22 protein-coding genes are annotated in these 22,752 nt (G+C 65.5%); 6 read left to right on the plus strand and 16 right to left on the minus strand.

What is annotated here, in order from left to right; genetic code table 11:
- Window positions 1–31: 31 nt before the first annotated feature.
- From H8R02_RS19975 to H8R02_RS19985, 3 genes are all read right to left on the minus strand, one after another.
- Window positions 32–1,276: an MFS transporter gene (locus tag H8R02_RS19975; protein ID WP_187083227.1), complete on the minus strand. Its 1,245-nt coding sequence runs from the start codon at window positions 1,274–1,276 to the stop codon at window positions 32–34.
- A 128-nt stretch (window positions 1,277–1,404) separates the two neighbouring features.
- Entirely contained in the window at window positions 1,405–3,351 is a 1,947-nt protein-coding gene (locus H8R02_RS19980; RefSeq protein ID WP_187083228.1) for a sulfatase family protein, read from the minus strand.
- A 22-nt stretch (window positions 3,352–3,373) separates the two neighbouring features.
- The gene (locus H8R02_RS19985) at window positions 3,374–4,873 is read right to left on the minus strand and encodes a sulfatase family protein (protein WP_222622558.1); all 1,500 of its coding nucleotides are present in this window, start codon (window positions 4,871–4,873) and stop codon (window positions 3,374–3,376) included.
- A 371-nt stretch (window positions 4,874–5,244) separates the two neighbouring features.
- On the opposite strand from H8R02_RS19985, the gene H8R02_RS19990 reads away from it, so the two are divergent.
- The 3 genes from H8R02_RS19990 (at window position 5,245) to glk (ending at window position 8,528) form a co-directional block, all read left to right on the plus strand.
- Window positions 5,245–6,237: a LacI family DNA-binding transcriptional regulator gene (locus H8R02_RS19990; RefSeq protein ID WP_187083230.1), complete on the plus strand. Its 993-nt coding sequence runs from the start codon at window positions 5,245–5,247 to the stop codon at window positions 6,235–6,237.
- 129 nt (window positions 6,238–6,366) lie between these two features.
- On the plus strand, window positions 6,367–7,497 hold the full coding sequence (locus H8R02_RS19995; protein ID WP_187083231.1) for an FAD-dependent oxidoreductase: 1,131 nt from the start codon (window positions 6,367–6,369) through the stop codon (window positions 7,495–7,497).
- Window positions 7,498–7,517: 20 nt separating this feature from the next.
- Window positions 7,518–8,528, plus strand: a complete 1,011-nt coding sequence (glk, locus tag H8R02_RS20000; RefSeq protein ID WP_187083232.1) for a glucokinase — start codon at window positions 7,518–7,520, stop codon at window positions 8,526–8,528.
- 14 nt (window positions 8,529–8,542) lie between these two features.
- Here the strand turns inward: glk and H8R02_RS20005 are convergent, their stop codons facing one another.
- The 9 genes from H8R02_RS20005 to H8R02_RS20045 all read right to left on the minus strand — a co-directional run bounded on the left by H8R02_RS20005 (window position 8,543) and on the right by H8R02_RS20045 (window position 16,713).
- Window positions 8,543–8,947, minus strand: a complete 405-nt coding sequence (locus H8R02_RS20005) for a C-glycoside deglycosidase beta subunit domain-containing protein (protein ID WP_187083233.1) — start codon at window positions 8,945–8,947, stop codon at window positions 8,543–8,545.
- A gap of 34 nt (window positions 8,948–8,981) precedes the next feature.
- On the minus strand, window positions 8,982–9,890 hold the full coding sequence (locus H8R02_RS20010; RefSeq protein ID WP_187083234.1) for a sugar phosphate isomerase/epimerase family protein: 909 nt from the start codon (window positions 9,888–9,890) through the stop codon (window positions 8,982–8,984).
- A gap of 15 nt (window positions 9,891–9,905) precedes the next feature.
- Window positions 9,906–10,838 carry an MBL fold metallo-hydrolase gene (locus H8R02_RS20015; RefSeq protein WP_187083235.1) on the minus strand — a complete coding sequence of 311 codons (933 nt, stop codon included), beginning with the start codon at window positions 10,836–10,838 and terminating at the stop codon, window positions 9,906–9,908.
- Window positions 10,835–11,629 (minus strand): cyclase family protein, encoded by a 795-nt coding sequence (locus H8R02_RS20020; RefSeq protein ID WP_187083236.1) that lies wholly within the window; start codon window positions 11,627–11,629, stop codon window positions 10,835–10,837. Before H8R02_RS20020 ends, H8R02_RS20015 begins: the two co-directional genes overlap by 4 nt.
- A gap of 4 nt (window positions 11,630–11,633) precedes the next feature.
- On the minus strand, window positions 11,634–12,623 hold the full coding sequence (locus H8R02_RS20025; protein WP_187083237.1) for a fumarylacetoacetate hydrolase family protein: 990 nt from the start codon (window positions 12,621–12,623) through the stop codon (window positions 11,634–11,636).
- Entirely contained in the window at window positions 12,620–13,000 is a 381-nt protein-coding gene (locus H8R02_RS20030; RefSeq protein ID WP_187083272.1) for a Rieske (2Fe-2S) protein, read from the minus strand. The genes H8R02_RS20025 and H8R02_RS20030 overlap by 4 nt, the downstream gene beginning before the upstream one ends.
- A 5-nt stretch (window positions 13,001–13,005) precedes the next feature.
- Window positions 13,006–13,953 (minus strand): VOC family protein, encoded by a 948-nt coding sequence (locus tag H8R02_RS20035; protein WP_187083238.1) that lies wholly within the window; start codon window positions 13,951–13,953, stop codon window positions 13,006–13,008.
- Window positions 13,954–14,014: 61 nt separating this feature from the next.
- Window positions 14,015–15,541: a sulfatase gene (locus tag H8R02_RS20040; RefSeq protein ID WP_187083239.1), complete on the minus strand. Its 1,527-nt coding sequence runs from the start codon at window positions 15,539–15,541 to the stop codon at window positions 14,015–14,017.
- The gene (locus H8R02_RS20045) at window positions 15,538–16,713 is read right to left on the minus strand and encodes an alpha/beta hydrolase family protein (RefSeq protein WP_187083240.1); all 1,176 of its coding nucleotides are present in this window, start codon (window positions 16,711–16,713) and stop codon (window positions 15,538–15,540) included. The genes H8R02_RS20040 and H8R02_RS20045 overlap by 4 nt, the downstream gene beginning before the upstream one ends.
- Window positions 16,714–16,847: 134 nt before the next feature.
- Between H8R02_RS20045 and zwf the strand changes: the two genes are divergently transcribed.
- From zwf to H8R02_RS20060, 3 genes are read left to right on the plus strand one after another with little or no spacing between them, the layout of a single operon-like run.
- A complete protein-coding gene (gene zwf / locus H8R02_RS20050; protein WP_187083241.1) occupies window positions 16,848–18,302 on the plus strand; it encodes a glucose-6-phosphate dehydrogenase in 1,455 nt (484 codons plus the stop codon).
- Window positions 18,303–18,304: 2 nt separating this feature from the next.
- Window positions 18,305–19,153, plus strand: a complete 849-nt coding sequence (locus H8R02_RS20055; RefSeq protein WP_187083242.1) for a MurR/RpiR family transcriptional regulator — start codon at window positions 18,305–18,307, stop codon at window positions 19,151–19,153.
- A gap of 60 nt (window positions 19,154–19,213) precedes the next feature.
- Window positions 19,214–19,900, plus strand: coding sequence for a siderophore-interacting protein (locus tag H8R02_RS20060; protein WP_255429434.1), 687 nt, complete (start codon window positions 19,214–19,216; stop codon window positions 19,898–19,900).
- Window positions 19,901–20,268: 368 nt separating this feature from the next.
- Here H8R02_RS20060 and H8R02_RS20065 read toward each other — a convergent pair whose 3' ends face one another.
- The 4 genes from H8R02_RS20065 to H8R02_RS20080 form a co-directional block, all read right to left on the minus strand.
- On the minus strand, window positions 20,269–20,514 hold the full coding sequence (locus tag H8R02_RS20065) for a hypothetical protein (protein WP_187083243.1): 246 nt from the start codon (window positions 20,512–20,514) through the stop codon (window positions 20,269–20,271).
- Between the two features lie 10 nt (window positions 20,515–20,524).
- On the minus strand, window positions 20,525–21,208 hold the full coding sequence (locus tag H8R02_RS20070) for an RHS repeat-associated core domain-containing protein (protein WP_187083244.1): 684 nt from the start codon (window positions 21,206–21,208) through the stop codon (window positions 20,525–20,527).
- Entirely contained in the window at window positions 21,205–22,248 is a 1,044-nt protein-coding gene (locus tag H8R02_RS20075; RefSeq protein WP_187083245.1) for a transglutaminase family protein, read from the minus strand. The genes H8R02_RS20070 and H8R02_RS20075 overlap by 4 nt, the downstream gene beginning before the upstream one ends.
- Before the next feature lie 83 nt (window positions 22,249–22,331).
- The coding region (locus H8R02_RS20080; protein ID WP_187083246.1) for an integrase core domain-containing protein at window positions 22,332–22,752 on the minus strand (421 nt) is incomplete at its 5' end.

Raw genomic sequence — 22,752 nt, forward strand, 5'->3', positions numbered from 1 at the left:
TTCCGAATGGTGTGCCGATGAATTGCCGCGCTCAGGCGTGGTGCGGCGCCGCTGCTTGCCCCTGCGACGCACCACCGCGTCGAAGAAGCGCAACAACGGCACAGGCGAGCGACAGCGCGCCGAATGCGACGAACGCGGGCTTCAATCCGCCGATCTGTGATGCCACCATGGCGACGACCGCCGGCGACACGAACTGGCCGGCGAAGAACGCGCTGACCCACATGCCCATGCCGCGGCCGCGGTGCTCGAAGGCGAGCTTGCTTTGGGCCCACGCGATCAGCGCGGAAATCACGATCCCCGAGCCGGTTTGCTGGATGAACGCAAAGCCCATGGCCTGCTCCACGCTGCCCGCCAGCCCGATGCCGCCCAGGCCCACGGCATAGCAGATGAACGTCAGCATCAGCTGCGTCACCGGGCCGAAGCGCCCCGTCGCATAGAACAGCAAGCCGCCCAGCGGAACGCCGAAACTCGGCACCGCGCTGATCAAACCGATCGACCTCGGGTCGTCAACGCCCATCTCCTTGAGCACGAGCGAGAAGTTGATGATCTGTACGAAGTAGATCGTCGCCAGCAGCAATGTGACTGCGCAGACGATTGCCATCGTCGCGATCGGAAACGCGCGCTCACCGGCGTTGGCCGGCTCCGGCCTCGCTGCCGCTGCCTCGGCTGCGGCAGCCGCGGGATCCTCACGCTTCTCCGGCTCGTAAAGCCAGAACCAGGCACAGACGAACAACGGCAACGCGACCCCGTAGACCGCGAACGGCCATTGCCAGCCGTGCGACGCGAGCCAGCCCGACAGCACGAGCAGCCCCGAGCCGAGCAACGACCCGGCCACGGCCTGCACCGTCAGCCAGCGGCGGCGTGTCTGGTCGTCGAAGTAGTCCGCGAGAAGCGTGTTCGTCACCGTCAGGATCGCCGCTTCGGCGATGCCGATGAGCACGCGTCCGGCGACGACCAGGGCAAAACTGTCGACCACGAACGGAACGAGGCCGCCGCAGCCGTACAGCAGCATGCCCGCCAACATCAGGCGGCGTCGCCCGAGCTTGTCCGTGATGAAGCCCGCGACGGGCCCCAGCAGCGCGATGCAGGCGCTCGGCGCGGTCACCAGCAACGGCACCCAGAAACGCGGGTTGTCGATGTCGTTCTTGAAATGCCCGATCAGGGTGGGCAGGGCCGGCGTGAGCCCGATGATGGCCACGATGGGCAGGAACCCGGCGAGGACAAGGATCCAGCCCTGGCGCCAGTCGGCGTGGCGGCGCGTGATGGTGGCGCTCATGCGCGTCTCCTGTGTTCGGTACGTCTGCGATTATTGTAAGCGCTTTCCCAACGGATTCTCTAGTGTTTACCCGTAAGCAAAGCGGTCGTTTTGAGTGGCCTTTTCCAGCCGTGTCCCAGACGGTCGCGTCAGTCGTAGGGCCGGGTCGGCGGGTTCGCCGGCACTTCCGGGTCGTACCGCACGCCGCCTCCGGCGAAGCGCGAGACCTTGTAGGGATCGTAGGAGCGATCCATCACCTGCAGCAGGTGCTCGGCCGCACGCATCACATGCCGATGCTGGTCCGCGGCCGATCGCACGATCGCGGGCCGGATCGGGCCCGCGCGCTCGGCGACGTAGGTCAGCGCGTTCAACGCCTGGAGCCGGAACACGCCTTTCGGTTCGTAATCGAGGACGGTGCCGAGCTGGCGCAGCGCATCGCGGTCGTTGGCCAGCCGCACGAGCAACTCGGCCAACACGATACGCACCGGCACACTGCTTTCCCGGCCGAGCGCGGCCTTCATGTCGTCGAGCGCCGGCTGCGCCTTCGCGTCGAGAATCAGCAGGCCCTGGGCGGCCCAGTAGCGCATGCACTCGTGGTCATGCCGCAGCAGGCGCTGGAATTCGGCGAGGTTGCGCGGATCGCCCTGCGCGGCCTTTGCGGCGAGCTTCATCAGCGCCCGCAGCGGGTAGGCATTGGGCTCGCGGCTGCGCGTGTAGCCGAGCAGCGAGGAGCCTTCGGGAATGAACGCGTTGTCGTTGACCGCGATCATGTGGTCGTCCAGCGCGCGACGCAGTTCTTCGAGCTTGGCGCTCACCTCGGGGCGATCGGCCAGGTTCTGGATCTGGTGAAAGTCCTCGAAGGTGTCGTAAAGCTCCTCGTGCGGCTTGGTCTGCCAGAACCTCTCCTGCACGACGTTCAGCGTGCCGGCCCGATGGGCGGCTTCCCAGTCCTGGTAGCCGGCCGCCTGGAACATGAAGCCCACGTGCTGGCCGTAGATGCGGTGGGGCGCGTAGTTGCGGATGTAGCGCCACCGGCCATCGGTGACGGAGCGCGTGAGGTCGTACCGCTCATCCATGCGGTCACGGCCGCTGAAGACGTATTTCGCCGGCGCCTTGTAGTACTTGCCCATCAGCGCCCGGCCGTGCATGTGCCGCGGCGGTGCGATGCCGGCAATCGACAGCAGCGTGGGTGCGATGTCGACGAAGCAGGTCGGCTGCTTGACGACGGAGCCCGGCGCATGGGGCATCAGGTGGGCCCACTTCGGCGGGACATAGATCACCAGCGCGCAGCGGGTGCCGAGCTCGTAGCAAAAGCGTTTGCCGCGCGGCGTGATGCCGCCGTTGTCCGAGTAGTAGAAGACGATCGTGTCGTCCGCCAGGCCCGCTTTCTCGACTTCGGCCAGGCGGGCCGCGAATTCGCCGTCCATCTTCTCCATCGCGTTGTAGAACGTCGCGAAGTCCTTGCGCACGCCGGGCATGTCGGGCAGGTAGGGCGGAATCGGCACATCCTCCGGCTTGACCTTTCCGGTAAGCGGCTGGAACAGCGCGCTCTCGTGCGTGGTGAAGGTGTTGAAGATCGCCAGGAAGGGCTTGCCCGCGGGCTTGGTGCGCCAGTGCGCCTTCGTGCTCGACTCGTCCCACATGTCCACGTAGTCGAGCTGCGAGTTGTAGTTCTTCTTCTGGTTGTTGGTGCAGTAATAGCCGGCGCGCCGCAGCGTAGCGGCGTAGCCTTCCATGTACGCCGGCAGCACTTCGTCGGTCGAGCCGAATTCGGCAGCGCTACCCGCGGCCTCCGGGTACATGCCCGTGATGATCGAGAACCGCGACGGGCCGCAGACCGGCGATGCGCAATACACGCGGTCGTACATGACGCCCTGCCGAGCGAGGCGGTCGATCGTCGGCGTATGCACCAGGCTGTCGCCGTACGCCCCGATCACCGGGAAGTTGTCTTCGCTGACGAAGCACAGGATGTTGGGCAACCCGGCCGGGCGTTGCGCGCCCGCGGCGGGAATGCCGAACGTGGCGGCTGCGGCCGCCGCCGCGGCGCCGTCGCGAATGAAGTGACGGCGGGAACGATTGGAGGCATGGGACGACATCGGAAATCCTTGGGAAGTCGCTTCACTGGGCGTTGGAGCGCGGGTACAACTCGGGAAAGTCGAAGGTTCCGCCGGGCTTCTTCGGCTCCAGCACCCACTGGGGCGGGAAGTCCGCCGGGGGCGTGCCACCCTTGGAGCGGAAGACAAAGCCCTGGTTGAAGCGTCGCGTGTACGGCACCACGTTTTCGTTGCGCGCGTTCGTCATCGACTTGAACAGCCGTTCACGCAGTTCCACGCGGGTTGCCAAGTAAGCCGGATCGAAGATCAGGTTGTGCATTTCGCCCGGGTCTTTCTCGAGGTCGTACAGCTCCTCGATGTCCCAGACGCCGTGGTACTGGATGTATTTCTTCCCGTTGCGGACGATCGCGAAAGTCGTCGGCGTCATCGGGTAGCTCCACTCCCAGTAGTACTCGTAGACGAAGTCGTCCTGCGGCCAGTCCTTCCACGCCGCCTGCCCTTTCAACAGCGGCAGCACGCTGCGGCCTTCGAATTGGGGTGGCCGCTGAACACCGGCGACGTCGAGGAAGGTCGGCGCGAGATCGAGGTTGCGCACTCGAGCCGGGTTGACGACGTTGGCGGGCAGGTACCCAGGTGCCGACGCGATCATGGGCACGAGGACCGACTCCTGGTAGGCGGTGCGCTTGTCGCTCAGGCCGTGGGCGCCGTTGAGCGAGCCGTTGTCGCTGAAAAGCACGACGAGCGTGTTCTTCTCGAGGTCGTTCTTGCGCAGGTAGTCCAGCAGCTGGCCCAGGCTGTCGTCGACTGCAGACAGCACGCTCGCGCAGGTGCGCACTTCTTCCTTCAGCCCTTCCGCCCCGGGGCCGTAGCGCACGTCGATGCCGTGCCAGCTATTGCGCTGGTTACGCACCCACATCGGCTTGTCGCGGTTGTTCTCGGGCGTGTCGGCGAAGCTTTCGGGGAGTGTCACCTCGAGCTGCTTGTACTGGCCCTGGTGGCGCTCCGCCGGCACGCACGGCGCATGCACGGCCTTGTGCGACATGTAGAGGAAGAACGGCTTCTTGGGGTCCCTGACCTTGTCGAGCCAGTTCATCTGGTAGTCGGTCAGCTCGTCGGTCATGTACTTCGTGCGGTCGACATGCCGGCCGTTGACGTTGAGCACCTGCTGCTGCGGAGGGCCGAAATCGCCCTTCGGCAAATACATGCCCTGCCCGGTGAAGCTGACCCAGTAATCGAAGCCGGGACGCGGCGCATCGGTCTCCATGCCCATGTGCCACTTGCCGATGTACGCAGTCTGGTAGCCGGCCGCCTGCAGGTACTTCGGGAAGTAGACGAGGTGCGACTCGTCGGCGTTGTTGTTGTCCACGACACGGTGGTTGCGCGCCGTCTGCCCCGTCAGGATGGTCGCGCGGCTGGGCGAACACAGCGACGACGTGACCACCGTGTTGGGCAGGTACACGCCGCTCTTCGCCAACCTGTCGATGTTGGGCGTCTTCAAGCCGGGCCAGCGGAAGCCGAGCATGTTGTACGGCAGGTCGTCGATGAGCACGAAGACCATGTTCATGGGCTGAGGATTCGACGTCGCCGCGACCGGCGTGGCGGCCGTACTTGCCGCGCACAGTCCGCATGCGGTGAGGGCTGCGGTCAGTATTCTGGAAACGAGCTTCATGGGCTGTGGTTCAATCAGGCAAGGGTTTACATGCCGGGTGGTTGCGCGACACGATTTCATTGTCGCGTCGGAGAAGGTAAACGATTTCCCACTACGCGTTATCAGTAGAAACCCGAGGTCTGCGCCGGGGTGAGTCCCGGCTCGGGCGTCGATGTTGCAAGACTCGCTTGGAAAATATTTTCCCGGTTCAGGAAAATACTGCCACAATGGACGACCAGAGGAGGGGCTCCGCCCCGAGCAAGCGCCGGTATGTGCCGGTACCATTCATGAAAGACCTGCCGTCCATCAATGCCGTCGCCGAGCTGGCCGACGTTTCCATCGCGACTGTCTCGCGGGTTCTGAACAAGAGCAAGCCGGTCAGCGAACAGACCCGTTTGCGAGTGGAAGCGGCCGTTGCGCAGCTGGGGTACCGCGCGAACCCCTTCGGGCGAAGTCTCGCCAAGGCACAGAGCCACTTGCTGCTCGTCCTCGTGCCCGACTTTTCCAACCCCTTCTACTCCCAGATCATCAAGGGCATCGAGGCCGTGACCCGGCGCCGCGGCTACAAGATCCTGATCGCCGACGACTCGAACCTGTGGACCGACCGGGCCGAAACCCTCGACCTTTCGTACTTCCGATTGGTGGACGGCGTGATCAGCCTGACCCACCTCGATGAACGTCCCGAGTTGATGGCCGAAATGGACACCTTGCCCTGGGTCGCCTGCTCCGAATACCCATCCAAGGGCGTCGTGCCGCATGTCAGCATTGACCACCGGCAAGCCGCCGTAGATGCTGTCCAGTACCTGCTGAATGGCGGCCACAAACGCATCGCCCTCATCACTGCCGAAGAGGACTACCTGTGGGCCCAGCAAAGGCGTGAAGGCTACGAGATCGCGCTGCAGCGTGCAGGCATCCAGGTCGACCCGAACCTGATCCGCACCGCGAACGACCTCGACTACGAGTCGGGAGGCCAGGCCGCCGGCAGCTTGCTTGCGTTGCCCGAACTGCCGACGGCGGTCTTCGCCATGTCGGACACCCTCGCCATCGGTGTCATCAAGGCCCTGCGGCGCAAGGGCAAGCGCGTCCCGGAGGACATCGCCGTCATCGGGTTCGACAACTTGCCCCTGTCCTCGGTCTTCGAGCCGGCGCTCACGACGATCGCCCAGCCGATGCGCGAACTTGGCGAAGCGGCTGCGCAGATCCTGCTCGAACGCCTGGCAGGCGGCACCTCCGAGTCGCGAACTCTCGCCCACCGCCTCGTGCTGCGCGAATCAGCCTGAACGTCAGCAGCCGATTCGGGTAAACCCTAGGTCCGCTCAATTGGGAAAGCGCTTACCCTCGCTGCAGGCGCTGGCGGCAGACCTTTGCCACCCGCGGAACGAGTCATAGCCTTTCCTGGAGTCCTCTTCATGACCCTCGCAGCCCGACGCATCCTCATCATCGGTGGAGGCTTCTCCGGCATGTCCGCCGCCATCGAACTGCGCAAGCAAGGCGCCGAGGTCGACCTGGTCGAAATCGATGCGGGATGGCGTTCCTACGGCGCAGGCATCAGCCTGGGCGGCGCGACTTTGCGGGCCTTCCGCCAACTCGGCATCCTCGATGAGTTTCTTCGCCTTGGCGCAGCGAGTGACGGCGTGGAACTGCGGACGCCCGATGGGCGCCCCGTCGGCAACCTGCCGACACCGCGCCTCGCCGGGCCCGATGTGCCGGGTGGCGGCGCGATCATGCGGCCGGTGCTGGCCCGGATCCTCGCGGATGCCACGCGCAGGTCCGGCGCCAACGTGCGCCTGGGATGCACCTTCAGCTCGATCGAGCACGACGCCGAGGGAGCCGAAGTGTCGTTCACCGATGGCCAACGGCAACGCTACGACCTGGTCATCGGCGCGGACGGCCTGTACTCCAAGGTGCGCGCCACCTTGTTTCCCGGCGCGCCCAGCCCCCGGTATAGCGGGCAGGCCGTCTGGCGCGCCGTCCTGCCGCGCCCGGCGGAACTGAAGACGATCACGATGTGGCTTGGCGGTGCCGTGAAGCCGGGCCTGAACCCGGTTTCGGCCGAGGAGATGTACCTCTTCGTGACGGAGCATCGCCCGGAGAACCAGTTCGTCGATCCGGCGACGTTCGTCCAGGCACTGAAGGCGTTGCTCGCGCCGTTCCCGGACCCGATGCTGCAAACCGTGCGCGAGCAGCTGCAGGAGAATTCCCAGATCGTGTTTCGTCCGCTCGAAGGCCTCCTGCTGCCGCAGCCGTGGTATCACGGGCGCGTGGTGTTGATCGGTGACAGCGTGCACGCGACGACGCCTCACCTCGCGTCGGGCGCCTGCATCGGTATCGAGGACGCGCTGGTGCTGGCGGAAGAAATCGGCCGCAGCTCCGAGGTCCCTGCGGCGCTGGAGGCATTCCAGGCCCGGCGCTGGGAGCGCTGCCGCATGGTGGTGGACAACTCGGGGCGGCTCGGACAGATCGAGATCGAGAACGGCTCCAAGGAAGAGCACGGCCGCATCATGCGCGACTCGCTCATGGCACTCGCTGCGCCGATCTGAGCACGGCGGTCGGGGCGAACATGGCAGCGAGCACGTCTCGCCGATGCCGGCTGCTTGCCGACATCGGTGGCACCAACGCACGCTTCGGATGGCAGGCGGACAGCGGCACCGGAATCGAGCACGTGCGAACGCTGCCTTGCGCGGCGCACGCGGACATCGAATCGGCGATCCGGTCCTACCTGGAGAGTTGCGGCCTCCCGAACCCGGCCTGTGCATCGCTTGCGATCGCGACACCGGTGGGCGGCGACCTGGTGAGCATGACCAACCACGCCTGGTCCTTCTCGATCGAGGCCCTGCGGGAGCGGATCGGCGCGCGCCGCCTGTGCGTGGTGAACGACTTCACGGCCCTTGCGCTGGGCGTTCCAGCCCTCGAGGAAGGTGCTCGCTGGCAGATTGGCGGAACGGTGTCGTCAGCGTCCGGCCCGATCGCCGTTGTCGGCCCGGGAACAGGCCTCGGGATGTCGGGCTTGCTTCCCACCGCGCAACCCGGCGTGTTCCTGCCGATCACCGGCGAAGGCGGACACGCAACGGTGCCCGCCGAAACCGAGAGGGAGTTTGCGGTCGTCCAGTCCCTGCGCAAACTGTACGGCCACGCTTCCGCGGAGCGGGTCCTTTCCGGGCCGGGGCTCGTCGACCTCTATCACACGCTCGCTACGCTGGAGAACTCGCCCGCACGCGTGCAAGGGCCCGGCGAAGTGGTGGAGCAATGGCACTCGGGCGACCACCGAATTGCGAAGGAATGCGTCTCGATGTTCTGCGCTCTGCTAGGCAGTGTCGCGGGAAATTTCGCGCTTGCCCTGGGCGCGAGGGGCGGCGTCTACATCGGCGGCGGCATCGTTCCCCGGCTCGGCGCCTCATTCGCCGCGACACAGTTCCGGGAGCGATTCGAGGCAAAGGGACGATTTCGCAACTACCTTGAACCGGTCCCGGTCTGGGTCATCACTGCGCAGACCTCGCCCGCGCTCGCGGGCGCCGGTTACGCGCTCGACCTGGGTCCAGGCGCTGCCGGGAGGTGGGCGCTGGCAGCATAGTGCGCGCCAAAAAACTAGGCGATGCAGATCGTCCCAAAGCGTTCGGCGCGCATCGGGAAGATATGAACGTCGGGCGGAAAGTAGGAGTAGCGGATTCGCGCCACAACCTGAATCTTGTGTACACCGGGCTCGAGCCCGCCGGGCTTGTCGACAAGAATTTCGCCCCATTCGGTCAGGCTCCAACGCGCGACGGTCTCCTCGCGCATTTGCGCCATCGTATAAACCTCGTCGCGGATGCCCAAGCGGTTCACTTCGTGGTCGAAGTACTCACCGTCCACGGTAACGTCGAACCCCTCCAGCAGCGACAGGCGTGTGCCGTGGTAGTTCGGGATGCGGACGCGAATCGCAAAGCCCTGGCGCGCGCCGACAGGGCCGAAATTGCGAAAACCGGTGCTTTGGATGAGCTCGTGTTCGAGCATGGTGTTCTCCAGTCTTTCTGTTGTCTGCCAGTCGTCAGGCAAACCTGCCTTCATCGTGCTCGCGCTCGAGCTTGCGCAGCAGCACTTGCTGGCGCCGCACCTGGTCGATCGCCCGCCATGGCGAGCGCAAGCCCTCGTATTCGCTGGACAGCCAGCCGCTGTAGCCGGCGCGCTTGAGCGCCGAGATCACAGGCTTCCACGGGATGTTCTGGTCTTCGAGGTTCTCGTCGATGTCGTGGAACTTGGCCTGGATGAAGACGACGTACTTCGCGATGTCGAGGAACTCTTCCGGATTCACCGCGATGCCGTTGAGGAAGGCCATGTGCTTGCGCATCTCTTCAGTGACTTGATGCGAGCCCCAATGGACCAGCGGGCGGTCCTGGAAGATCCCCGTATCGACCATCAAGCCGAAGTTCTTCGTGCCGGTCCGCTCGATGAAATCGATGTAGCCGTCGACCACCGGATGCTTGATGGGCGTGGGCGAATGAATCTCGGGGCAGATCACGATGCCGTACTTGTGCGCCAGGTCGAGATTGCGCTCGACATAGCCTTCCCAGTTCGGGTCGGGGACCAGGTCGTGCGACACCACGCCGAACTTCGGCCGCAGGAACTTGAAGCCCAGGAGGTGAGCGAGGTGCAAGTCACGCGCCAGTTCAGCCGCGCCTTCCTCCACGGTCAGCCAGTGCGACAGCGTCAAGCGCATGTCGACCCACGAGCACATGTTCGTCGGCTCCAGCTTGTACTGGTCGAGCAGCCGGAACCAGGTATCCAGCCACGCGCTCGACGGCTCGGGATAGCCCTCAACCTGCCCCTCGCCCAGGATCTCGATTCCGGTGGCACCGGTATCGGCGATGTGGTCGAACGCGTCCTCGAGCGTCATGATCGAGCCGTAGTCGTTGACGTAGCTGTAGACGGAAACGCCGTATTTGAATGAGCTGGTCATCTGGAAGTTACCCGATCAGAACGACATGAGGTCACGGGCCACGGTTGCCGGGCCCTTGAAGTGCTTTCTCAGGGGCTCGAGGTACACGCTGTCCGGCTCGTCTCCACCCGGGATCACGTGGGTCAACACCACTTGCTTCACGCGAGCCGCAGTGGCCAGCCGGCCGACCTCCTCGGCCGTCGTGTGCTCTTCGATCATGTGGCGCATCAGCGCTTCGGTGGCCGGGGATCCCCTCAAGCCCTTTTCGATCAATGGGAGATCGATGACTTCGTGCACGAGCAGGTCGGCGTCGCGAGAGAACGCTTCCAGCACCGGACAAGGGCCGGTGTCGCCGCTGATCACGATCACCTTGTCGGGCGTCTTGATGCGGTACGCGTACGACTTGTCGATGCCTGGGCGGGTGGCGGCCGAATCGTGCGCGTAGTGGCAGTTCTCCTGCGCCGTCACGCTGATGAACTCGTCCTCGTAGACGGGACCGGAGCCCGGGATGTCGTGCGCGATGAACATCTTCTCCGGCGGCGGCTGGCCTTTCGAGTCGGCGCTGCGGATGCGTGCATTCGGCTGGAAGTACTGCAGGAAGCCCTGCATCATCGATTGCATTCCGGCAGGGCCGTACACATGCGTCGGGGCACGCCGGCCGGTCGCCCACTGCAGGCCCATCAACGTGCCGACGTCGGCGTTGTGGTCGTCGTGGTGGTGGGTGATGAAGATGCGCTCCACCTGCCGGAAGTTGAATCCGGCGGCGACGAGTTGGCGGGCCACACCGTTGCCCGCGTCGAAGAGGTAGACCCTGTCGCGCACGACCACGGCCGTCGCCGGCTGCGAGCGTTGCACTTTCGGGATCGGGCCGCCTTGCGTGCCCAGCGTGATGAGTTTCGTCTGCGCGGCGGCACCCGCCGCCAACAGCAGGGCCAGCACGCCGGCCGTGAGTTTCGATGTGCAGTTCATGCCTTGGTCTCCTCGAAAATGGCGACAGCACGCGTCCAGCCAGCCGAGGCCCCCCGGATCTTGTGCGGGAAACAGCAGATGGTGAAGCCGTCGCCCGGGAGCGATTCCAGGTTGTGCAGCTTCTCGAGATGGCAGTAGCCGATGTCGCGGCCCGCCTTGTGGCCCTCCCAGATCAGCGACTTGTCGCCGGTCTCCGCGATCTTCTTGGCGGTGTAGGAGAACGGTGCGTCCCAGCTCCAGGCATCGGTGCCGGTCAGCCGAACGCCCCGCTCCAGCAGGTACATCGTGGCCTCGTAGCCCATGCCGCAGCCGGCGGAGACGTAGTCGCCGAATCCGTAGCGCGAGCCCGCGCGGGTGTTGACGACGACGATGTCGAAGGGCTGGAGCGTGTGGCCGATGCGCTGCAGCTCGGCTTCCACATCAGCGGCGGTGGCGACGTAGCCGTCGGGGAAGTGCCGGAAGTCGAGCTTCACGCCGGGCCGGAAGCACCAGTCCAGCGGCACCTGGTCGATCGTGATCGACGGCCTGCTTCCGCCGAGCTTCGCGTCCTGCGTGGAGTGGAAGTGGTAGGGAGCGTCCAGGTGCGTGCCGTTGTGCGTGGTCAGGGTCACCCACTCCGCGGCGGCCGCTTCGCCATCGGGGAAGTCGGCCGCCGTGGTGCCGGGCAGCATCTGCACGAACTCGGCCACCGTGTCGGCGTGTTTCTGGTACGTGATCTTGGGCGCGAGCGGCGGCGGATCGGAAAGGACGTCGTTCTCGAGGTAGATCGACAGGTCGACGAATCGGGGCATGGCCTTACTCCTGGGGCGGGGGCGCCGGCACGACTCGCTGGTCGATGGCACCGAAGACAGGTGCGCCGTCGCAGCGCGCTTCCATTCGCACGCGGTCGCCGAAGCGCATGAACGGCGTGCGCGGCGCACCGTGCTGGATGGTCTCGATCGCTCGCCGCTCGGTGATGCAGGCGGACCCCTTGGCCCCGCCGGCGTTCGACACCGTGCCCGAGCCGATGATCGTTCCGGCCGACAGCCGACGCGTGAGGGCCGCATGGGCGACGAGCTCGTCGAAGCCGAAGTGCATTTCGCCGCCGTTCGGGTTGCCGAACCACTGGCCGTTCAGGTCGATGGCCAGGTCGAGGTGAACCCGGCAGTCTCGCCAGGCTTCGCCGATTTCGTCGGGGGTCACGGCAACGGAAGCGAAGGAGGTCGATGGCTTCGCATGGAAGAATCCGAAGCCGCGCTTCATTTCGAACGGCGCCATCGCCCGCAGGCTCACATCGTTGAGCTGCACCAGCAACAGGATGCGGCTGCGCGCACCTCGCGCGGAGCAACCCATCGGCACGTCGCCGACGATGACGCCGAACTCGCCTTCGAAGTCGATGCCATGGGCTTCGCTGGGCAGCGGCACGTCGTCGCAGCCACCCAGCATGTCGTCCGAGCCGCCCTGGTACATGAGCGGCACGGTATCCGCGTCGGGCATCGGCTCCAGATGAAACGCTTGCTGCATCAACTGGCCGTGGTTGAGGAAGGCCGAGCCATCGCACCACTGCGGCGCGCGTGGCAGGGGCGCCGCCGCCTGCGATGCGTCGAACGCAAATGAATCGGGCACGGCCCCGGCATTGAGCCGCTCCGACAGTGCGGCGAGCTGGGGCTGCGTCTGGCTCCAGCGCTCGACTGCATCAAGCAAGGTCGTGGCGATCCCGTCGGCGTGCACCGCCCGGCTCAGGTCGCGCGACACCACAACCAGCCGACCGTCGCGGCTGCCGTCTTTCAGCGTGGCGAGTTTCACGTTGTCATCCTTTCACTGCCGGCGTGCCCCAGGTCGGACAGCCGCACCTGCAGTTCGCCATGATCGTTTCGGGTCAAGGGCACCGGTCTCAGCGACTCACCGAGACACGGGCCCAGCACGCACAGCCCGGTGTCGATCTCGAACTGCGCCCCGTGCGCGGCGCAGACGATCCGGCTCGCGTCTGCGTTCAGGAACGCATCCTTGCGCCAGGCCATCGACGTATTCGCCCAGTGCGGGCATTCGTTGCGCCAACCGTGATAACCATCCCGGCGGACGACGAAGATCGTGTCGCGGCCCGTCCCCGTTGGGTCGAAGCCGCGGGCGCTGCCCTCGGCGATCTCGTCGGCACGGCACAGCACGATGGTTGCGTCCCCCACGTCGATCAGTGGTCGACGGCGGCGCGCTGGGCCCCGGGAGGCGGCCCGCCGGGCGCCCACTTGGCGCGGTGCTGGAAGAGGAACAACTGCGAGCCGTCGGCGCCCATCGCCGCCTCGCGCGCTGTCCATGCGCCATCGTGCAGGTCCATGTCGGCGTCGTACTCGACGTGGCAACCGAGCGGGCTGTTGAAGTACCAGAACCAGTTGGAGCCGAACTTGTGCCGGCCCGGTCCCCAGAAAGATTCGTAGCCCTTGGCGACGAACCTGCTGCCCGCCAGCATGACTTCCGTGGGACCGCCCAGGTGGAACGTAAAGTGCTCGCAGCCCTTCATGTGCGGCGGCGTCTGGATCATGAACAGGGTGTGGTGGTCGCTCGTGCCTGCGGGTCGCAGAAACGGTCCCACGCCGGTGAAGCGGTCGGTGCAGACGAAGCCGAGACGCTTCACGTAGAACGCCTCGTTCTTCGCCGCGTCCGGCACGAAGTACACGACGTGCGACAGCGTGCGCGGCTTGGCCGGCGTGTCTTCCGCGGCACCCAGCGTATTGAGTGGGCGCTGCGGCGCGGCGCCCGGCGCGTTGACCCGTTCGGTGGGCAGGTTCAGCGGCCGGCGCACCGTGACCTGGAAGCCCAGCACGAAGCCCAGATCGTCGGTCGACTCGATGGAGCCGTCGGGCAGGTGGCGGACTTCGCGGTCCTTCGCCAGCTCCGCGGCGATGGCGTCGACGGTCGCCTGGTCGGCGCAACCGTAGAGGGTCTTGCGCAGCATGCTTGCGGTGCCGAGGGACGGCGGCAGCGACGGATCGTCGCGGTGCGCAATGACGACGCCGGTGCCGTCCAGCGCCACGAAGCGGCCGCCGCCGGCCGGCTCGAGGCCGTAATCCACCAGGTATTGCGTGCAGGCGGCGACATCGTCCACGCCGAAGACAAGGGCATCAGGCCCGATGATGTTCATGAAGGTTCCTCTCGTTGCCCGGTCGTGCCGCGCGTCTGTGATGTTGCTGTGTTGTTGCCGCTCAGGATTCCGGGCACTTCAGTTGCGCAGCCTCCGCCTCGGCCCGCGAGCCGTAGCGCTGGCCTCCGTCTTCCGGATGGACCCTGCGCGCTTCCACCGGGCCGGCGGGCAGCATCGCCTTCAGGCGCGCGATGGTGGCGGCATGCGCCGGGTCGGCCGCGAGGTTGTGCTTCTCGGCAGGATCGGTTGTGTAGTCGTACAGCTCGCGCCCCGCCCGCCCCTGGTCCCACTCCGTGTAGCGGTAGCGCTCGGTGCGCACGCTGCGCCCGCCGAACACCTGCGACAGCGCCGGCTTGGTCCATTGCGGATCGTCGGGGCGCTCGAGCAGCGGCACGAGGCTCGATCCCTCGTTGCGGGCATACCGGGGCAGCCCCGCCAGGTCGGTGATCGTGGGGTACAGGTCCACCAATTCGACCGGCTTGGCCGATGCCCTGCCCCCTTGCACCTGGGGCGCGCGAACGATCAGCGCCGTTCTGGCCGACTCCTCGAACAGCATGCTCTTGGTCCACTGCCCATGCTGCCCGAGCATGAACCCGTGATCGCCCATGAACACGACGATCGTGTTGTCGCGCAAGTCGAGCTTGTCCAGTGACTCGAGGACGCGGCCCACCTGCGCGTCCATGAAGGTCGTGGCCGCCGAGTAAGCACGGATCATCTGGCGTTGCTGCTCCGGCGTCATGCCGAAATGCGGGTTCGCCGTGAGCCTGGAGGTGGGCACCAGAGCAGCCAGTTCCTCCGGCGTGGCGTCCGGCGCCGGGATGTCTCGCATCGGGTAGAGATCGAAGTACTTCTTCGGCACGATCTCCGGCACGTGCGGACGGTAGAACCCCACGGTGATGAAGAACGGCTTGTTGGCATTCGCCTTCATCATCTCGATGGCGGCCGTGGCCACCTTGCCGTCCGTGTAGTCCGCGTCGTCCTTGTCGCCTTCCAGGAACGCCAGCGCACGGCCGAGCCCGGTGCCCGGCGTGAGGTTCAGGACGTCGCCCTCGACATCCTTGTCGTGGCCGCGCGGATTGACCACCTGCGTCCATGACGCGGCGTCGTCCGGGCCGCTGCGGCCGATATCACTGGGCACGCCCTGGTGGTAGGCCTTGCCGATGCGGCCGGCGAACCAGCCGCGGTCCTTGAAGTACTGCGGGAGCGTCGTGACGTCGGGCATCGCGCAGCGGAACTTCATGAAGTCCATCTTGGCGCCGATCGTGTTGGGCCGGACACCCGACAAGAACGACGCGCGACTGGGACCGCACAGCGGGAAATTCGCATACGCGTGCTCGAAGCGCACACCCTCGCGCGCGAAGCGGTCGACGTTGGGGGACCGCACTGGTGCGCCGTACGTGCCCAGGCGCGCGTTCTGGTCGTCGGCGATGATCAGAAGCACGTTCATCGGCCGGTTGGCGGCAGGCCGGGGCGCCGTTGCCGGCGCACTCGCCTGCAAGGGCGCCTGGACAGCCGCGCAGCCTCCGAGTAACGCTGCGACGGCGACGGCGAGCAGGTTGCGGCGTGCAAGGCCAGTGGCGAATCTCATTGGGCTGTCTCCTGGCGGCGCACACGGCCGCCGAGCGTCTCTGCCACCCAGTCGGCGATGTAGTGGCCGGCGTTGATGCTGTTGTCGAAACTCGAGTGCTGCACCCCCCCCTCGCGGTCGGTGAAGACCTTGAGCTCGCGCTGGGGGCTGTTGACGAGCTGGTCGTAGGTGCGCTGCGCCCACTTCAGCGGAATCTGGGAATCCTTCTCGCCGTGCGTCACGAGGAATGGCACGCGGATGTGGTCCAGCACGCCGTCGAGATGCACGTTCTCGGCGATCTTCATGAAGTCGTCGTTGTCCTTCGCTCCCCAAACCCAGCGGACGTGGGACCAGTAGTGCGGCACGGGGAAGCTGCCTTCCTTTTCCAGGCGGCGCTTCTGCACGTCACGCCAGTCATGATTGGCGCCCCAGACCACGCCGCAGGCGAATCGAGGCTCGAACGCGACCGCGCGAGGGCAGTAGTACCCGCCGAGGGACACGCCCTCGAGGCCGATGCGCTTTGCATCGACGTCGGTGCGCGTCTCCAGCCAGTCGACGACCCGGCTCGCCCAATGTTCGCTGTCGAACCTTGCCGTCAGGCCGCGCAGGCGTAGCGCATCGCCCGTGCCGGGCTGGTCGACCACGAGCGAGGAAATGCCGCGCTTCGCGAGCCACTGCGGCAGGCCGACCCGGTATTTCATTTCCTTCGTGGAATCCAAGCCGTTTACCTGGACGAGGATCGGCGCAGGCCCCTCGACCCCTTCCGCGCGCACCAGGAGGCCGGAGAGGAACGTGCCTTCGTACGGAATCTGGACGAACTCGCAGTTCTCGCCCGCGAGCTCGATCCCCTGCGCGAAGACATCGAGGAACAGTTCGTAGAGCTCGCGCCGGCCAGGCGCACCGTGCGCCTGCAACCGCTCGCAGGTGAGGTAATAGATGGCCGCGCGGTTGTACTTTTCGCCGGCCGACAGCAGGCGACCGCGCACCTTGTCCTCTTGCGCCAACTCGCAAAGCTTGTCGGCCATCGCCGACCATGTGTCCCGAAACGCCTGGGTGCCGGCGGCATCGGGCGCCTTGGCGGCCTCCTGCAATGGTGCGCACATGGCCTCGATCTCACCGATGCGCGCGCCCATCTCGATGGCCAGGTCGACCGAGAGGTTCCAGACGTAGTTGGTAGGAAAATAGCGAAACATGGGTTTGACTCGATTTTTTCAGAGTGCAGTGCCAACAAGCGACCGCCTGTAGGAAACAGTATTGTAAGCGCTTTCCCAATTGTTTAACATAGGGTTTCCCCGAAAGAATTCATGAACCCAAGACACCTCACCGCATGAGCTTCGACCTCGTCCTGTTCGGCGGCACCGGCGACCTCGCCTGGCGAAAATTGATGCCCGCCCTGTTCCAGGCGTTCCGCCACGGCACCTTGCCGAAAGACGGCCGCATCATCGGTGTCGCCCGCGACGACCTCGGCGACGAGCAGTACCGCGCGCTGATCCAGGGCCGCTTCGGCGAAGTCGACGGCGCCAAGCGGCCGAGCCCCGAAGAATTCGCCCGGTTTGCGCAACTGCTGCACTTCGTGCGCATGGATCTTTCGAAACCGGAGGAGTTCCAGCGCCTGAAGGCGACGCTGGAAGCGCGCGCGGCGGACACCGTGGTGATGTACCTCGCCGTCGCACCGCAGCTGTTCACGCAGGCGATCGGTCAGCTGGCGGCCGCCGGCCTCAACCGGCCCAACGTTCGCATGGTCCTCGAAAAGCCGCTCGGCCACGACCTCGCGTCCAACCGCGAGATCAACGACACGGTGCGCCGCGCGTTCGGCGAGAACCAGGTGTTCCGCATCGACCACTACCTCGGCAAGCCGGCGGTGCAGAACCTGTTCGCCCTGCGCTTCGGCAACGCCCTGTTCGAGCCAATCTGGCGCCGGGAGAATATCGCCAACATCCAGATCACGATGGCCGAAGACCTCGGCGTGGAGCAGCGCGGCGCCTTCTACGACACGACCGGCGCCCTGCGCGACATGGTGCAGAACCATGCGCTGCAGCTGCTTTGCGCGCTGGCGATGGAGCCGCCGATCAACGCGCACGCCGACGCCATCCGCGACGAGAAGCTGAAGGTGCTGCGTTCGCTCAAGCCCTGGAGCCCCGCGGACCTCGCCCAGCACGTGGTGCGCGGCCAGTATTCGGCGGGCGTGATCGACGGCCACGCGGTGCCGGCGTATCGCGACGAGGCCGGCGTCGATCCCGAAAGCCGCACCGAAACGTTCGTCGCGCTGCGCGCCGAGATCGCCAACTGGCGCTGGGCCGGCGTGCCGTTCTACATCCGCACCGGCAAGCGGTTGCCGGGGCGCGAGGCCTGCATCGTCGTGAACTTCCGGCCCGCGCCGCACGCGATCTTCAACGCGCCGCGCGGCGCGGCGAACAAGCTCGTGATCAACCTGCAGCCGCGCGACGGCCTGCAGTTGCACCTGCTGGCACAGGGGCAGGAGAAGCGCCGCAACGGCCACACGCTCACGCCAGTGCACCTCGACCTCGATTTCGACAAGCGCTTCGGCTCGGAACGCGTTGGTGCGTACGAGCGGCTGCTGCTCGACGTGATCGACGGCCGGCTCAACCTTTTCGTGCGGTCCGACGAGCAGGAGGAGGCGTGGCGCTGGGTCGAGCCGATCCTGGAGGGCTGGGCCAACGACGACAACGGCCCGCGCCTCTACAACGCCGGAACCTGGGGCCCGAGCGCGGCGAGCGCGATGATCGCCCGCGACGGCGCGAGCTGGCCCGAAGAGCTCTGAAGATGCTCGATCGCATCCGCGCGTCGATCACGTCGCTGGCGCGCGCCGAACAGCGTGTGGCCAAGCTCGTGCTGTCCGACCCGCGCGTGTTTGCGAACACGCCCATCAGCGAGCTCGCCGACCGGGCGTACGTGAGCAAGCCCACCGTCGTGCGGTTCTGCCGCAGCATGGGCTACGACGGCCTGTCGGACTTCAAGCTGAAGCTCGCGGGCAGCGTGAGCGAAGGCGTGCCCTTCATCCATCGCAACGTCGACGCCGACGACTCCACGAGCGACGTCCTGGTCAAGGTGGTCGACAACGCCGTCGCGGCATTCCTCAAGTACCGCAACGACGCCTCGACGATCGCGATCGAACGTGCTGCCGAAGCGCTGGCGGCGACGCACAAGACGGGGCGGCGCGTCGAGTTCTACGGTGCCGGCAACTCGGGCATCGTCGCGCAGGACGCGCAGCACAAGTTCTTCCGCCTCGGCGTGAGCACCGTCGCGTACAGCGACGGCCACATGCAGGTGATGAGCGCCACGCTGCTGGGGCCGGGCGACTGCGTAGTGGTGATCTCGAATTCCGGCCGCACGCGCGACCTGATGGACGCCTGCGACATCGCGCGCAAGAACGACGCCACCACCATCGTGATCACGGCCACCGGTTCGCCGCTCGCCAGCGCCGGCCAGATCCATCTGGCAGCCGACCATCCCGAAGGCTACGAACGCTACAGCCCGATGGTGTCGCGCCTGCTGCACCTCATGATCATCGACGTGCTCGCCACAACGGTGGCACTGCGTATCGGCGGCGGCCGGCTGCAGCCGCTGCTGCGCGAGATGAAGAACAATTTGCGGACCAAGCGGTACGCATGATGGAGAAATATTCTGGATCCCATAAATGACGGCAGCCGCATCCAGCGGGTGCGACACGAGTTGAAGCGCCGAGACGTCGCTATTCGGCGCATCGAGATGTTGACGCCGAATGTGCGCTCGATCACGTTCGGCGGCGATGCCCTTCACGATTTCGTCAGCGCCTCGTTCGACGACCACGTGAAGGTCTTCATTCCGGACGAGGGACAAGAGCCCATTCGACGGGACTACACCCCGCGCCACTTCGACCGCGATGCTCGTGAGCTGACCATCGAGTTCTATTTGCATGCGGACGGTCCAGCGAGTCGATGGGCTGCGGCGGCAACCGTCGGAGACGAGATCGCAGTCGGCGGCCCGCGAGGTTCGTTCATCGTGCCGCTGGACTATGACAGGCATGTCTTAGTCGGCGACCTGTCTGCACTTCCTGCGATCGCCCGGAGGCTGGAAGAGCTGCCCATCACTGCAGTCGGCACGGCGATCCTTCAAGCTGCTCCGCGGGACCGGCGCGCGCTCGTCGCCCCGTCCCAACTGGAAATAGCCTGGGTGTCCACGCCTGCGGAGTGCCTGTCGGCCGTCAAGCAGTTGCGACTGGCCTCCGACGAGGACACATTCGTCTGGTGCGCCGGCGAGAATCGGCAAGTCGCCGAATGGCGGCGGCTCTTTGTCGACGAGAAGGGGCTCAGTCGGCACGCGATTCGGGCATCCGCTTACTGGAGAAGCGGTGAAGCCTCGCACCACGAGACTCTGTAATCAACGGCTGCAACAACGCGGCACGGGGTCTTTGCGGCCCAGGACACGCGGCTACAAATGGACCGACTCGCAAAGCGACGGTAGCTCCCAACGCGATGAGCCTGGTCGATTTGACGCGAGGGCTTCCACGAGAGCGAAAACTGCAGCTTCCGATGAGGGGTCCTTGGCCGGCAGTAGCAGGCTTAGACTACGGCTGGCCCGATCAGCTAAGTATTCTTATCCAAGCAGCGTCGTCGGTCCATGTGCCGGTTGACAGCTACGCATAGGCAGACCGCTACCTGACTGGCCGGCACGGTCCGCTACAAAGACGACACCGCCCCAACGCTGGATTGATCCTCGTACAGTCGTGCGGGCCGCTCTGTGCCCGACTATGCGTTCTTCAGCGTCCACCGAATTCCTGCGCCCAGGACTCCAAGAAGTGCAAGGATCACAAGGAGGCGAAGAATTGCGGAGTACGGCGCGCTCCCAACCAAGGCAATGATGGCGCCCGCACCCGTGAGCCACGTCACCGCAGGCGGCACTTTAGACTTCACGGCATCCAATTCGATGGCGCCTACCACGAGCGACACGATGAGCGCGATGATGCCCGCGAGTATCGGGAATTCGGTGACCAACGCTAGCACGCTACCTCCGGCAGCTGCAGTGTAGTAGCGCCGCCGCATTCGCGGCAGAGGAGTACGCGGTCGCGCCTACGCCCCCGGCGGCCAGCAGAATGCTTGCGCCGGTAGCCGCACCGCTTGCCATCGTTCCAGTCATGAGCAAGGCCGATGACGAGGAGCCTCCAGCAACACCGGCACCCGCGGCCCCCATCGCCTGGACGCCTACGGCAACGCCCGAAGCGGTCCCCACCACAGCGCCCTTCGTTGTCATTGACGCAATAGCGCTTAGACCGGCTTGGAAGGCATATCCGCTTCCAGGCACGTAGCTGAAGCCGCTGAAATTGGGAAGCAGCGTATCAGCCATGAAGTTGCCGTAGTTCTCGCGCAGGTAAGCGATGACGCAGGGGTCCTTGTTGAAATCCGGGTTGTTATAAGGTGTAGGTCGCAGCAGCGACAGACCTGCAGCACACTCCGGCGTCGCGCAGGCGTCTGAAGGGTTTGTCGGCTGCGCCCATGCGGGCCATCCCGGCCGGTTTGGCCGCCGCCATGATTGCAATCCCTCAGGATCAATCTCGCCCAAAGGATTGGCGTTGACGTAAACGAATGGGTTGAGGCCGCCCGCCAAACCGATGGGGTCAGGCTGAATGTAGCGCGCACAAGCGACATTGGCGACGACGCCGACTGCGATAGCTAGAAGGATCTTCTTCATCGGCTCTTCTCCATATTCTGTTTCTTCGCCGCCGCAGCGGCTCCTCTCACGTTCGCCAGGTATCGCGCGTCATCCTCCTTGGTTGGCATGCGCCAGCCCAGCGCCTCGGCGCGGTCGTACCACAGGTCCGCGATTGCCCGCAGTCGCCGATACTCGTCGCGTTCTTCCACGGGAATATCTCGTGGCGTGGGGTACTTGCTCGCGAAACGCTGGCGAATCATCAGCACGTGCGCGTACCCCTTGTGCAGCAATGCGTCGACATCTTTCGGACTCCGCTCGAGAATTACTTCTGACGCGGCGACCAACATCTCGGCGTTGCCCATTTCCGCGTACATCTCTGCGACGACGTGCGCCATCGCGACCACCGTTTCGCGCTTGGTAAGCGTTCGCATGTACACGCCATTGGCCAAGGCGGTGTCCGTCATCGGATGATCCTGCCGGTACAGGATGTCTCGCCGCGTGTATCCGCCGGAGGTCGCTTCTATGTTGTGCCAGGTTCCCTTGTCGTCGAGAAGCTTGGCGAAGACGTGGGACGGCGCGAGTGCAGCTCGCGCCGTCAGGTCCAGTTTCTGAGCAAGTGCGATGTAGAGGAAAGGCATCGACACGCAATTTCCCTTGCGTGTGCGGATGTAGTTCGCAAGCAGTTTGTCGGAAATGTGCGTTCCGTCGGGGTGCGCAAAGTTGTAGCCGAACACCAGTCCGCGATTCCACGGCCCGGCATCGTAGAGAAACGCACGAAGCGCGCCCGCGCGCTGCTCTCCCGTTGCCGTTGGCGGCAACATCGCTCGTACCTGTGCAGCCATCGCATCGATTTGCGTCAGCGTTGCCTGGGCGTCTATGGAGGGATCGACGATGCGGTCGATCGCCACCTTGGCCTTGGCGAAGTCGATCTGGTCTTCTGGGGTGTCGAGCTCGGAACGGAGTGCTCGAATAGCCGGGTGCCTGGTTACGTAGGCGACTTGGGCCGATGCCTGCGCTACGGCGAGCAGCCACAGCGCGGCAAGCACCATTCTCAGCACTGCAACCTGGGTTGCTCGCACAGTCCTCTCCTGATGGTTGTTGTTTTCGGCGAGTCTAGTGCGGAACGGCTAACTGGTCTTGCCCCCGTACTCCCGGACACGTTCTAGTCGCAACTTAGCGCTGGTCCCTCTTGCTGGACCTTTCGCGTCTGCGCGGCTTGCAGCCGCCTGAACTCCCTGGGTGACTTCATTTTCAACGACGAATGCGGATGGGCCTCGTTGAAGTGCTCGAACGCCGCCGGCAGCTGCGCCATCACGGTCGGCGCGTCGCTCAGGTCCATGCGGCTGACGTAGTCGCGCCTGAACGTGTTGACGAAGCTCTCCGCCATGCCGTTGCTCTGCGGGCTGCACACGGGCGTGTTGATTGGCTTCAGCCCGAGCTGGCGCGCCACGCTGCGGGTGTCGGCCGCGATGTAGGCGCCGCCGTTGTCGCTGAGGAATTCCAGGACATGATCCTCGGGGATCGCCTCGATCGCTCCGAAGCGCCGCTCCACCGCTTCGATCAGCATCTCGCGTACCGGCTCG

It is taken from the genome of Ramlibacter albus (genome assembly GCF_014297445.1).
GTDB classification, from domain to species: Bacteria; Pseudomonadota; Gammaproteobacteria; order Burkholderiales; family Burkholderiaceae_C; genus Ramlibacter; species Ramlibacter albus.